The organism is Pedomonas sp. (genome assembly GCF_036515995.1).
GTDB lineage: Bacteria > Pseudomonadota > Alphaproteobacteria > Sphingomonadales > Sphingomonadaceae > Pedomonas.
Window position 1 is genome coordinate 1 of record NZ_DATBUP010000023.1, and the last position, 13,132, is coordinate 13,132.

Here is a 13,132-nt window from a genome sequence, read left to right on the forward strand (position 1 = left end):
GTATCTGAGGACGCCCGCTGGTCCGGCAGGGTGCGGTGGGATCGGCCTCGGGCAAAGGCGGGCGCTTTGCAAGCAGCGGCACAGGCACGCCACGGCGCAGCGGCACCTGTGCCGGCGGTCGAACTGGCAGCCATCCGGGCCCTGGCGGATCAGGGCAACCTTGCGGCCGCGCAAGAAGCGGCCCGCGCGGCCATGCGGCACCATCCCTTATCGGTCGAGCTTTGGTACTTGCTTGCCTTCCTGGCGCTTGCCGACGGCAAGGCCAATGACGCCGTCGCGTCGCTGCGCCGGCTGATCTATATCGATCCCGGTCTTGCCGCCGCTCATATGCTGCTCGGCGCGGTTCTGAAGGACAAGGGCGAAGCGCCTGCGGCCCGGCGGGCATTTGAAACTGCATTCGCGCTTTGTGCGGGAAGACCGGAACAAGAAAAGGTGCCGCTGCTCGATGGCGAGACCTGCGGTCATCTGGCTCAGATCGCCAGGCGGCAGCTTGAGCAGATCCCCCCTTCAGGAGGAGCAGCGTCGTGACAAAGACGATGCCCGCGCGCGCGCCGCTCGACTGGGAGCGGCTGCATCAGCGCCTCGCCCGGGCAGCCGAGGCGATGGAGGCGGCTTTCCTGCCGTCACCCGAGCAGGCCCGGCAGGAGCTGGAGGCGCGGGCGCAGCGGCTGGCGCGCCCGCTTGGCGAGGCGGTGGATGCCGCAGGCCGGATCGAGGTTGTCACCTGGCGGATCATGACCGAGCGATTTGCACTCGAGACGACCTACGTGCGCGAAATCACCCGGGTCCGCGAGCTGACGGCTGTGCCCAGAGCCCCTGCGTTTCTGGCCGGCATCTGCAATATTCACGGTGAGATCGTGCCTGCCTTTGACCTGCGCAAGCTGCTCGGGCTGGGATCGGGCGGGCTGAGCGACCTGTCATACCTCGTCGTGGTGGGGGATGGGACACCAGAGTTCGGTATTCTGGCCGACAGTGTCGAGACGGTCATGAGCCTTGCCGATCAGGCGATTGTCACTGGCTCGTTGCCGGCAACAGGGGCCACTGCATGTTTGCGCGGCCTGACACAAGAGGGGCTGCTGGTACTGGACGGGGCGGCGCTTCTATCCGAGCCGGCGCTCTTTATTGGCGGATGAAGCCTTCAGGGGAACTGACACTATGACTGCATACTCTCGCTTCTCCGCGAGCTTGGCGACAAAGCTGACGCTGATCCCGATCGGGCTGTTTCTGCTGACGGTCGCCTTTGCCCTGTGGAATATCTACGAGGCAAGATCCCTGAAGGCAGACCTGGCTGCAACCGCTCTGACCGCAAAGGCGCGCACGGCGCACCGGATCCTCTATCACGCGCACAATTACCACACCCGTGCCGGCGCCGCGCGCGACGAAAGCCTCACCAATTTGCGCCAGCAGGTCGCTCTGACCGAGGAAAGCCTGAGGGATTTGACCGAAGGCAATACTGCCCTGGGGATCAAGCCTGAGACCCATGCGGCCGTCGCCGCTAATCTTCAGGAACGCCAGCAGTACTGGCGAGCAACCGCCCGCCCCGCCCTCGACCGTTTCCTTGTGGCGCAGGATCCGGCCGCAGCCGCGGCTGCCCTTGCCGACCTCGATGACGTTTTGCGCACATACTCAAGCATGATCGATCACGGTATTGATTTGCGGGAGGCCGCCTCGCGGGATGCGGTCGAGTTTTTCGGTCTGACGCAGTGGCTCTTCTCTGGGCTTATCCTCGCGGCATTGCTGCCCGTCGTTGCGCTGGCCCGAAGTACTTCGGGGCGGATCCGCGATCTTGCCGGTGCTGCCAACCGGATCAGCGGCGGGGATCTGAATGCCTCGGCTCCGGTTGAGGGAAGTGACGAACTGGCAGGCCTTGGGGAGTCGTTCAATGCCATGACCCAAGACCTGCGCCAGAGGATCGAAGCAGAGGCGCAAGGCCGGAAGGTGCTGGAAGACCTGCTTGGCGCCATTGCCGAAGCGGTTGCCAGTCTGACGACGGCCTCGGCGGAGATCCTGGCCGGCACGAGCGAACAGGCCGCCGGCATGCGTCAGCAGTCCTCGGCGGTGGCACAGACCATCACGACGGTCGATGAGGTCCTGCAGACGGCCGAGCAGGCTGCCGAGCGGGCCAAGGCCGTGGAGATCTCATCCCAGCGCGCCGTCGAGCTGAGTGCGGCCGGCGAGAAAGCCGTGGCGGATACGACAGCTGCCATGGAGGCGGTGCGCGCGCGCACGGAGCTGATCGCCGAGAGCGTCGTGGGCCTTGCCGAGCAGGCGCAGTCGATCGGTGACATCATCGCCGTGGTGACGGACATCGCCGAGCAGACCAACCTCCTGGCGCTCAACGCCGCCATCGAGGCGTCTCGCGCCAATGAACACGGCCGGGGTTTCACCGTCGTTGCAAACGAGATCAAGACCCTGGCCGAGCAGTCGAAGAAGGCGACCGGCCAGGTGCGCCGCATCCTCGGGGATATTCAGAAGGCGACGAACCAGTCGGTGCGGGTGACCGAGGAAGGCGCGCGCAGCGTGGACGAGGCCCTGCGCACGGTGGCCGAGGCCGGAGCCACCATTACCCAGCTGGCTGGCATTATCGCCGATGCGGCCCTGGCAGCCGCCCACATCTCCGCCTCCTCGGGCCAGCAGGCAACCGGGATGGCACAGATCCGCCAGGCCATGACTCATATCAATCAGGCCAGCAGCCAGAACCTGGCAGCAACACGCCAGGCCGAACAGGCGGCCGAAAATCTGAATGCGCTGGGGCTGAACTTGAAGGAGCGTCTTTCTGGATATGGCCGCTGACCATGGACCGCAAGGATCTCATCCGGCATCTGATGGCAACGTTCCAGGGCGAGCTGCAGGAGCTCGCACGCGACCTGGAGCGGGACCTGCTGCACCTGGAGCGGGCAGGGGGCGAGGCTGAGCGCACGGGCGTTCTCAACGCCCTGTTCCGCTCGGCCCATACCCTCAAGGGTGCAGCACGGTCGGTCGATGTCCGTCCCATCGAGACGGCGTGTCATCATCTCGAGGATATTTTCTCGGCCCTGCGAGATGGCCGCCGCATGCCGGACCATGGCCTTTTTCAACTGCTCTATCAGACAGTCGATGCCATTCTCGAGGCCGGACGGACGATCGAGCAGGGGGACAGCCTTGATGCCTCAAGCCTGATCGAGATACAGCCGCGGCTGGCGGCTTTTGCCGATCAAAGCGAGGAAGGACGCACGCCCTCAACTGAGGCAACGCCGGACCTGCCACCCCCGGCCTCGCCACCATCCTCCCCGCAGCTTGCGGCACCGTCTCCGGCACCGGCGGGGCCCGGGATTGCAGAGGCGCAGATACGCCTGCCTGCCCAGCGGCTGGACCAGTTGCTGGCCCGGAGCAGCCAGCTGCTCCTTGCTCGGTCGCGCGCCGGACTTCTCGAGGAGGGCGTCTCGAGGCTGCAGGCAAGATTGGGCGACGTGCGCGGCGCGGCCCGCAGCCTAGCTGCTCGCCGGCAGGGCCGGGCAGCAGGCCCTGTGGCCGGTCTGCGCGCGCTTGCAGACGACCTCGGCAGCCTGGAGAAGAGCCTGCAGGCCCTGGCCGCAGGCATGGAGACCAGCCGGCGGTCGATCGATCAGGCGGCGGCTGCGCTGGAGGCCGAGGTCAGGGCGGCGCGCATGCAGCCATTTACCATGGCCTGCGAGGGGCTCGAGCGTATCGTCCGCGACCTGACGCAGGAGGGTCGGAAAAGCGTGCAGCTTGTGGTCAGCGGCGGACAGGTCGAGATTGACCGGGCGATCATCGAGGCGCTTCGCGGCGTTCTGCGCCACCTCGTGCGCAACGCCATCGATCACGGAGCTGAGACGCGCGAGCAGCGGCGCGCCGCGGGAAAACCCGAGGAGGGACGCATTGCCATCACGGCCCGCCTGAGCGGCGAGGAAGTGCAGGTTCTGGTAGAAGATGACGGGCAAGGGCTTGATCTGGCGGCGCTGCGAGAACAGGCGGCGGGTCAGGGCAAGGTCCATGCCGGCGACCAGGATGCGGATCTGGCGGCGCTGATCTTTCAGCCCGGGGTCTCGACCGCGCGGGTTGTCACCGAGATCTCCGGGCGTGGCGTTGGCCTTGATGCGGCCCGCGCCACGGTCGAGGCCCTGCGCGGCGATATTGCTGTGACATCGACCGCAGGCCAAGGCACCCGGTTCTCTATTCGTCTGCCGCTGACCGTCACGACGACGCGGGCGCTGCTGGTCGAGTGCGGCGGGCAGACATTTGCGATCGAAAGTTTGCACATCAGACGGCTGCTGCGGGTGGGCAGGCAGGATATCCGCGAGCTTCAGGGCCGCAGCGTCGTGCTGCTGGAGGGAGTGCCCGTTCCGGTCATTGGCGCTGCCGAATGGCTCGGCCTTGGCGCCCCGCCGGGCGCGAGCGCGCCGGACCGGCTGAGCCTCGTGCTCCTGTCCGCGGGCCAGTGCGAGATCGCTCTGGTGGTCGATGCCCTGTTGCACGAAGACGAACTGGTCATTCGCAGCCTGGGGCCGCGCTTGGCAGGCCTGGGCCTGTTCGCCGGTGCAACCATTCTACCCAGCGGCCGTTTTGCTCTCGTTATCAACCCTGCGGCACTTGAGATGAGTCTGGATCGCCTGGAGACCCGCCTGTATCCGTCCCGGATGCGCCCGGAAGAAACGGGCGCCGGCAAACGGCGCCTGCTCGTTGCCGATGACTCTATCACCACCCGCACACTTGAGCAGACCGCACTGACGGCGGCCGGCTATGACGTGGTCGTGGCATGCGACGGGGCCGAGGCCTGGGCGCTTTTGCAGGAGAAGGACATCGATCTGGTGGTCTCGGACGTGGAGATGCCCCACATGGATGGCATCGCCCTGACCCGGGCCATGCGGGGGTCAGAGACGCTGCGCGCAATCCCGGTCATTCTGGTCACGGCGCGGGAAACCGAAGCTGACAAGGTGCGCGGACTGGATGCGGGAGCCGACGCCTATCTGGTCAAGAGCGCGTTTGATCAGCAAAGTCTGCTCGATGCTGTGGCGCGCCTGTTGTGAGACCCTTGTGATCCGCATCCTTGTTGCCGAGACGTCCCCTGCAGTGCGCATCGCTTTGTTGCAGCTGCTCGATCAGGATCCCGAAGTCGCGGTCGTGGCCAAGGCCTTGTCCGGGCGCGAAGCTCTTGCCATGACCATGCGTCATCGCCCTGACCTCGTTCTTCTCGGGCCCGCCCTTTGCATCGAGGGGGACTTCAATACCTGCCGGGAAATCATGATCGAGGCGCCGACCCCGATTGTCCTGCTGAGGCAGACGGGCGAGATTGCCCCCACCCGCCAGGAGGCGCCGGATCTTTGCGGTGGTGCCGTTGCCGAGCTGGCCCTCCCGGCCGCGGGCGGCACGGCCGGGCAGCGTCCTACCGATGCCTTCCTGAGCAAGCTCAAGGCCATGGCCGCCGTCAAGGTTGTTCGTCAGTGGCGGCTCCCGCTACAGCCGGCCGCCTTGTTGCCGCCTGCCGACGCGCCGCGGCACGTGCGTATCGTCGCGATCGCAGCCTCAACCGGGGGGCCGGCCGCCCTGCGTCAGATCCTGGCCAAGCTGCCGACGGATTTGCCGGTGCCCATCCTGATCGTCCAGCATGTGGCCTCGGGTTTTGACCAGAATATTGCGGCCTGGCTCGGCAGTGTCAGCTCGCTCCCGGTCAAACTCGCCGAAGGCGGGGAACGGCTCAACCCCGGGACGGTCTATCTGGCCCCGGATGACCAGCATCTCTGCCTGGCGAGCAAGTCCCGGCTCTTGCTCGATAACGGGCCACCCGTTGACGGCTTCCGCCCGTCGGCGACCCGTCTGTTTCGCTCCGTTGCGCAGCACTTTGGTGGCTCGGCTCTGGCGCTGATCCTCTCGGGCATGGGGCGGGACGGTGTTGCGGGTCTTCATGACATCAGGCAGGCCGGGGGGATGGTCATCGCCCAGGACGAGGCCAGCTGCGTCGTCTTCGGCATGCCCGCCGAGGCCATTCGCGAAGGCGTAGCGGACAAGGTTCTCGCGCTTGGCAGCATTGCCGCGCAGATAGTCAGACTGACACGGCAGGATTTGGGGGAAGCTGAAAGTGGCTAGAATACTGATTGTCGAGGACAGCAGAACCCAGGCAGCAGAGCTCCGTTTTGTACTTGAATCCGCTGGTTACACAGTCGAGCACGCTGCCAGCGCCGAGGATGCGCTGATCAAATTCGACCCCGGCAACGTTGATCTCGTGATCAGCGACATCGTCATGCCGGGCATGAGCGGATATGAACTGTGCCGGCGCCTGAAGGGGCAGCAGGCAGGCCCGGGTGTTCCTGTCATGCTGCTGTCCTCGCTCAGCGATCCGATGGACATCGTCTCGGGGCTCGAATGCGGGGCGGATAATTTTCTGACCAAGCCCTATGATCCGGATATCCTGCTCGAGCGGGTGCGGACCGTGCTCGGAAACCAGGCGGTCCGGCGCAGCAGTCAGGGCGAGGGCATCGATGTCATGTTCCTTGGCCGCCGCTTCCAGATCCGCTCCGGCAAGGAGCAGATCCTTGATCTGCTGCTCTCCACCTTCGAGGACGTCGTTCACGCAAATCGCAAGCTGCAGGAAAGCCAGGCCGCACTCTCTGCCGCCAAACAGCAGTTGGAGCGCCATGCCGAGGACCTGGAGCAGCAGGTCCGTATCCGGACTCGGAAGCTGGACGACCAGCGGCGCCATCTGGCCGAGGCCCAGGCCATCGCCAAGCTCGGAAACTGGCGCCTGCCGTGTCAGTCCGATGCGCTCCAGTGGTCGGATGAGCTCTATCACATCTTCCATCTGGAAAAATCCGAAGATCAGGTCACGCTGGAGCGGGTGCTGTCGATGATCCACCCGGAGGATCGCGGCCGCATTGAAGAGGCGCTCCGGGAGTGTACGCAAACCGGGGTTTCGCACCGGGAGGAATTCCGGATCCTGCGCTCGGATGGCGAGGTGCGCTACTGCCTGACGGAGATCCGATCAGAAATCGGGCCTGATGGCACGCGCTTGGCCCTGTTTGGCGTCTGCCAGGACGTGACCAGCCTGAAGCTTGCAGAAATTACCGCAAACGAGAATGCCGAGCGCTACCTGGGCCTGGTCGAGGCTTTGCCGGACAGCGTGGTTGTCCTCAGCAATGACGAGATCGTCTTTGTCAATCGACCGGCGCTGCGGCTGCTGAGCGCGCAGGATCCGGCCGACCTCATGGGCCGGAAAATCCGTGAACTTGGATCCTTCCAGCAGGAGGTCCTGGGGAAGGTACGCGATACGCCACCGGGCGCCGCAGGCGCGTTGCGCGAGGTGCAGCTCAAGGGCCCCGACGGATCCTCGCTCGAAGTCGAGATCACATCCTCCCTTGTCGACTATAACCGGATGGCGGCAACCCAGCTGATCATCCGGGATGTAACCGAGCGCAATGCTCTGGCCCGGCAGATGCAGCAGGCCATGCGCATGGATGCGATTGGTCAGCTGACCGGCGGCGTCGCGCACGACTTCAACAATCTCCTGGCCGTCGTCATGGGCAATGCCGAACTTTTGCGCGAAATGCTCGCGGATGGCTCGGAAGAGGCCGAGCTGACGGATGAAGTTCTGAACGCTGCCGGGCGCGGCGCTGATCTGGTACGCCGTCTCCTTGCCTTTGCCCGCAAGCAGCAGTTGCAGCCCAGGGCCATCGGGCTGAACGAGCGGCTGCCGGACATCGTGGCTTTGCTGCGGCGGACACTGGGTGAGCATATCCATATCCGCATCATCCCGGATCCGGATCTGGGGATGGTGAATGTCGACCCGGCGCAGGTAGATGATGCCATTCTCAACCTGGCGATCAATGCCCGCGACGCCATGCCTGGCGGCGGCACGCTGACGATCCGCACAAGCAACATAACCCTGAATGAGGCAAGCCCGGACAAGGACGGCGAATTGGCCCCGGGCAACTATGTCATGCTTGAGGTCAGCGATACCGGAACCGGCATGACGCCGGACGTCGTGGCCCGGGCGCTCGAGCCGTTCTTTACCACCAAGGAGAGCGGGCGCGGCACCGGCCTTGGCCTCAGCCAGGTCTATGGCCTCGTCAAGCAGTCCGGAGGGCACCTGAAGATCGAGAGTGAGCCGGGCCGGGGCACAAGGATCAAGATCTATCTGCCGCGCGCCGCATCCCCGGGCGAAGCCGACGGTCGCGCACACATCGAGGCCAGGGAGCTGCCAACCGGTGCGGAGACCATTCTTGTGGTTGAAGACAAGCCTGACGTCCGGCAGGTGGTCGTTCGCCAATTGAGGGAGCTGGGCTATGCCACTTTAGAAGCGCAGGATGCACGCCATGCGCTCGATGTCCTGGGGGCTGGCACCGATGTTGACCTGATCTTCACGGACGTCTTGATGCCAGGCGGCATGACCGGGGTGGAGCTGGCGCGTCTGGCACAGCAAAGATGGCCGGAAATAAGGGTGCTCTTCACCTCCGGCTATGCCGAGACCGCAGACCAGACAAACGGGCACTTGGCAAGGAACGGCCATCTGCTGAGCAAACCCTATCGCAAGCACGAACTGGCCCGTGCCATTCGTCTGGTCCTGGATACCCCTGGCCACAGGGCGGCGGAACAGTGATGCAGCACCCAGTGCGTGCCAGCGCACTGGGTGCTGCAAAATGGTGTGGTTTTTATCTGGCGGGGTGGCTGTTCCGGAAGGGGCAGGGCGGGTCAGCTCCTTGCGTACTCTGATGTCTGGCGACCCGGCTCATGCGGCGCTTGTCTGGCGCCGTTGCTCGATCCATCCCATAAGGTCGGCTGCGGGCATGGGCTTTGCGATCAGGTATCCTTGCGCCTGGTCGCAGGAGAGTTCGGCAAGGAGCGTGAGCACGCTCTGGGTCTCGACCCCTTCGGCGGTCGCCGTCAGGCCCAGATTGTGGGCCAGATCGATCACTGATTTTACAATTGCGCGCGAGTCCACCGACCGGTCGGCATCATCGACGAAGCGTCTGTCGATTTTGATCTCATTGAAGGGAAGCTGCTGCAACTGCGCGAGCGAGGCATAGCCGGTGCCGTAGTCATCCAGTGAAATCTTCACGCCCTTCAGACGGAAGCGGGTCATGGTGTCCAGCAGCTGTACGGCCTGCTGTGTCGCCCCTTCCGTCAGCTCGATAATCAGATGGTGTTGGGGGACCTGAAACTTCTCGCACTTGGCCAGGACGAGATCCGGAAAATCCAGACGACCCAGGCTGAGTGCCGAGATGTTCACGGCAATATCGATGGTGGTGCCCGCCGCGTGCCAGAGGCCCCACTGATGCAACGCGATTTCAAGGACATGATCCGTCAATCGGTCGATGATGTGCAGCTTTTCCGCCAGAGGGATAAAAACGGCGGGAGGAATGGGGCCGAGCTGCGGGTGGTTCCACCGCGCCAGTGCCTCGACCCCGACGAGACGGCCGGAAGCGACGTCGATCTTCGGCTGATAGGCAAGGGTAATGTCGCCCCGCGTGATCGCCTCGATGATATGGGCCGTGGTCAGCTCGGGCAGGGCCCGGGGTTCAAAGCCCTTTCGGGCCGCCACGGATTGCCGGAGGATCGATCGCAGGGTTTGCAGATCAATGGGCTTAGAGATGATCCCGGTCATCCTCAGGCCCAGTTGCTGGCCAAGGCGCCAGGCCGTATCGACAACACGTCGATCAAAGCCGCTGATGATCAGGATATTGGACTTGCAATCAGAGCGGGCGAGGAAGCGGAGAATTTCGATACCGTCAACGTCGGGCATCGACAGGTCGACCGCAATGGCGCCAAAGACGTGGCTGGCATACAGCTTTCGGAATTCATCTGCGTCAGTTGCAGCTTCGGATATGAAACCGCAGCCTTTGGCAACCCGCTTTATCAGCATGCAGACGGCGGGATCGTCATCAACAATTAAAAAATCGATCGCGCCCATGCTCTCTGTACTCCGCTTACCACTCGTAACGATGAGGCAACAACTGGAACTCCTGCCAGAGAAAGCCTGGCTGCAGCGCTGCAGGGAAGGTTCATGCGTCAACCGCCTGTTTCCCGCTCATCGGAGCGCGTCTCTCCGACGACCATAAATAGCATGTTTGCTGCTGAGCTATTTATCCTAGTTGCATTATATAAACGCGTTACTCTCATTGTAAATCCCGGCTGGTGCGCTTGTCCTGTTCATCGACAGACTCTAAGCGGTCGCAAATTCCCGCAAAGGCTCTCCAGATCTGATGTAGATCAGATTAGGAGAATGTGTATCGCCCGGGTCTCAAGATTGGCAGTTGGCTGCCGGGCGGCGGTCCCCCGGTTTCCAACCGGCGGCACGGCTGCGACAGTGCATAGGTAACATCTCTTAGGTCAGAGATATAAAGCCTAGAACAGCCTGCCGTTCCGGCCGGAACCATAAATTCATCGTCTCGTTGTCAGAATAATGCCGTTCGTGGGCGGTGCTTCAGAGTGGTTGTTCCGTCGTGGGTAAACTGTCCCTCCCTGCCATCATCATGGCCGTCGCCTCTGCCATCGGGCCGGCGAACGCGCAGACGACCGCAACTCATGGGACCGGGCAGGACAGGGTCGAGATCACGGTCCCGGTCACGGCATCGATCAGCGGTCGCTGTGGGTTCAGCGCCCCGCCGGACGCAGTTCTTGAGCTCGGAAATCTGGAGATCGCCTTCAGCCGGGACCTGACCTTTGTCCTGCAGTGCAATTCGCCGCTGCGCCTCGGCATCGTGTCAGCCAATGGTGGCCTCAAGGCCCCGGGCACCCCGACAAGGGGGTATACCAATCTTCTTGATTATACAGTGACGCTGCATGCCGTCGGCACGGGCGGCGTCAGTTTTCTGACGGCGTGTACCGCATCGTCGCTGGCAAGCACGGCGGCGGCGCCCTGCCAGTTCCGCGGCCCTGCCTCGGCGACTGCCGGCATGAGGCTGCCAGGCGCCAGCAGCAGCGATCAGGGGTCGTACCTGCGGGTGTCGTCTCAGCCTGCAGCCGGGAGCAGGAACCTGATGGCCTCGGCCAATTATAGCGACGTCCTGATGCTGACGCTCAGCCCTTCAACCTGACGGGGTCGAAGCTGGGCCTATGGCGATGTTCTGGATAAGAAAGGTGTAGCGATGAGAACGACTTCCGGCACCGCAAGCCTTGCGGCACTCGCAACAATCGGGATGGCGGCGTTGACACCCGAGCCGGTGCAGGCCCAGAGCTCGACCGGGCAGGTCAGCCTGCGCGGCTTTGTGGCGTCCCGCTGCGGGGCCGGGGGCGCGTCCGGCACGACGTCCTCCGCCTTCGGTGGTACCATATCCTTGGGCGAGCTCTCGGATACCAATGCCCGGCTGCGCCCGGCTCTTGTGAATTCGACATCGGGTTCTCCGGCCGGCACGATCGCCTTCCAGGCCGGCTGCACAGGAACCGCCGCGACTGTGACGCTCAGCGCCACCCGCCTGAGCACGACCAATCCGGTCCCGGCCGGCGAGGGAGGCTTCACCGTCTCGAACGACATCGACTATACGGCGCAGGTCGCAATGGCGCTGACCGGCGGCGGCATCACCACACTCAACTATACAACGGCAGCAACACTGCCCGCTCCAAGTACGCTGACCGTCGGCGACGGGTTTGCATTTATTCCGGACAATTTCGAGATCCGGGTCTTCGGGCTGAGGCCGGAGGGCGGCGACCAGAGTGTTCTGGTGGCCGGCACCTATGACGCCGTCATTACCGTGACCATCACCCCCGCCTGACCGGGGTCGTACGATAACCATAGGCTCCGGGGAGGATATGTGGTGCGAAATCCTATTCTTCGAAAGGCTGCCGTGCTGGCATGGCTCGCGGGCGCTCTGCTCGGCTTTGGCGGCGCCGCTCATGCTCAATCGGTGCAGCCGGTCATTCTCGACCTTCAGCCGGCTGGCCGACAGGCGACGCAGACACTGACCGTCAGCAACACCCGAACCACGGCCATTCCGGTGGAATTACGGGTGGAGAGGCTGGTGTTCGATGCCAACGGCACCCGGGGAACCGGCCAGGACCCGGGAGACCTGGTTGTCTTTCCCGCCCAGGCCGTCATCCAGCCCGGCCAGTCGCAGGTATTCCGGGTCCAGTATGTCGGTGATGGCGCGCTTGACAAGAGCCGTCACTACTACGTCACCGTTGCGCAGCTGCCGGTGCAACTTCCCGAGGGGACCACAGGTATCCAGGTCCTCTACAACATTCAGGTTGTTGCCAGCGTGCAGCCTCGCAGCGGCAAGCCCGACCTGAGGGTGACCGAGACGAACATCGGCAGGAACACGGAAGGCCGCGCGGTACCGGTGGTCACCATTGCCAATCAATCGGCCACGCATGGCTACCTCTCGCGCGGGCGCCTGACGATCGTCCAGCGGGATGCATCAGGACGGGAGTTGATCCGGCAAACGTTGACCGGGCCTGATATACAGCAGGGGGCAGGCTACGGGCTCATCGGCGGCAACGAGGTGCGCAGCTTCACGCTGCCGCTGCTGCTCCCGGCGGAGACAGGAAGCATTGATGCGCGCTTCGAGCCGGAGGCACGCCGCTAAGACCAGGCGTTGGCGCCTGCTCCTTGCCGGTGCGGTGTCTGGTGCTAGCGCCTGCACTCTCAGCGGCCCGGGCCTGGGCCAGGGGCCGCCGACCCCTGATCTGCCCACCGCGGCCGTCACACGACTGAATATGACCGGGCGCGCCTTGAAGATCACCGCACCGCTTCTCTTGCGCGACGTGACCTTGGGGGAGGTCGAGATGACCGTGGCGCCGGATGACACCATCAGCCTGCCGCCCGAGCGTCTGCTCGACCTTCTGGCTATGGTGGTCGAACCCAAAACGATGAGTACCCTCAGGGCTGCGCTCTCGGCACTGCCGTCGGTCGGGCCGGGCGACCTGGCCGGAAGCGACATCAGCATCGTCTATGATGCGCAGGCTCTGGCCTTGCAGCTTGTCCTGCCCGACACGTTGCGTGCGGCCCGCGATGTGCAGCTTGGCTCCATGACGCCCGAGACATTTGGCACGTTCGATCCGCCCGCCAGCACGAGCGCCTATGTCAATGCCCGGCTTTCCTGGGACCATGTGGCGCGCGGTGAGGATACCGGCTTTGCCGACCCGGTGCTGTTCATGGACGGTGCTGCCAGGATCGGCGGGGTCGTTCTTGAGACCGAGGGTGTCT

Annotated in this window: 10 protein-coding genes and 1 pseudogene; 10 read left to right on the top strand and 1 reads right to left on the bottom strand. The window is 64.2% G+C overall.

From position 1 onward, the window contains the following. Positions 1-108 precede the first annotated feature (108 nt). Genes VIG90_RS01965 through VIG90_RS01990 form a run of 6 tightly spaced genes read left to right on the top strand, consistent with a single transcriptional unit; the run spans position 109 to position 8,590 of the window. On the top strand, positions 109-528 hold the full coding sequence (locus tag VIG90_RS01965; RefSeq protein WP_331591748.1) for a tetratricopeptide repeat protein: 420 nt from the start codon (positions 109-111) through the stop codon (positions 526-528). Then, entirely contained in the window at positions 525-1,133 is a 609-nt protein-coding gene (locus tag VIG90_RS01970) for a chemotaxis protein CheW (protein ID WP_331591749.1), read from the top strand. Before VIG90_RS01965 ends, VIG90_RS01970 begins: the two co-directional genes overlap by 4 nt. A gap of 22 nt (positions 1,134-1,155) precedes the next feature. Then, positions 1,156-2,793, top strand: coding sequence for a methyl-accepting chemotaxis protein (locus tag VIG90_RS01975; protein WP_331591750.1), 1,638 nt, complete (start codon positions 1,156-1,158; stop codon positions 2,791-2,793). 2 nt (positions 2,794-2,795) lie between these two features. After that, on the top strand, positions 2,796-5,027 hold the full coding sequence (locus VIG90_RS01980) for a hybrid sensor histidine kinase/response regulator (protein ID WP_331591751.1): 2,232 nt from the start codon (positions 2,796-2,798) through the stop codon (positions 5,025-5,027). Continuing rightward, positions 4,984-6,084 (top strand): chemotaxis protein CheB, encoded by a 1,101-nt coding sequence (locus VIG90_RS01985; RefSeq protein WP_331591752.1) that lies wholly within the window; start codon positions 4,984-4,986, stop codon positions 6,082-6,084. The genes VIG90_RS01980 and VIG90_RS01985 overlap by 44 nt, the downstream gene beginning before the upstream one ends. Further along, complete coding sequence (locus VIG90_RS01990; RefSeq protein ID WP_331591753.1) at positions 6,077-8,590, top strand: response regulator; 2,514 nt, start codon at positions 6,077-6,079, stop codon at positions 8,588-8,590. Before VIG90_RS01985 ends, VIG90_RS01990 begins: the two co-directional genes overlap by 8 nt. A gap of 129 nt (positions 8,591-8,719) precedes the next feature. Here the strand turns inward: VIG90_RS01990 and VIG90_RS01995 are convergent, their stop codons facing one another. Beyond that, on the bottom strand, positions 8,720-9,901 hold the full coding sequence (locus VIG90_RS01995; protein WP_331591754.1) for an EAL domain-containing response regulator: 1,182 nt from the start codon (positions 9,899-9,901) through the stop codon (positions 8,720-8,722). 532 nt (positions 9,902-10,433) lie between these two features. Here VIG90_RS01995 and VIG90_RS02000 point away from each other — a divergent pair. The 4 genes and pseudogenes from VIG90_RS02000 to VIG90_RS02015 form a co-directional block, all read left to right on the top strand. Continuing rightward, positions 10,434-11,027 (top strand): hypothetical protein, encoded by a 594-nt coding sequence (locus VIG90_RS02000; protein ID WP_331591755.1) that lies wholly within the window; start codon positions 10,434-10,436, stop codon positions 11,025-11,027. Between the two features lie 51 nt (positions 11,028-11,078). Next, positions 11,079-11,702 carry a hypothetical protein gene (locus VIG90_RS02005; protein WP_331591756.1) on the top strand — a complete coding sequence of 208 codons (624 nt, stop codon included), beginning with the start codon at positions 11,079-11,081 and terminating at the stop codon, positions 11,700-11,702. Positions 11,703-11,741: 39 nt separating this feature from the next. Then, complete coding sequence (locus tag VIG90_RS02010) at positions 11,742-12,512, top strand: fimbria/pilus periplasmic chaperone (protein WP_331591757.1); 771 nt, start codon at positions 11,742-11,744, stop codon at positions 12,510-12,512. Positions 12,513-12,642: 130 nt separating this feature from the next. Continuing rightward, positions 12,643-13,132 (top strand): annotated as a pseudogene (locus VIG90_RS02015) (fimbrial biogenesis outer membrane usher protein); the annotation flags it as partial.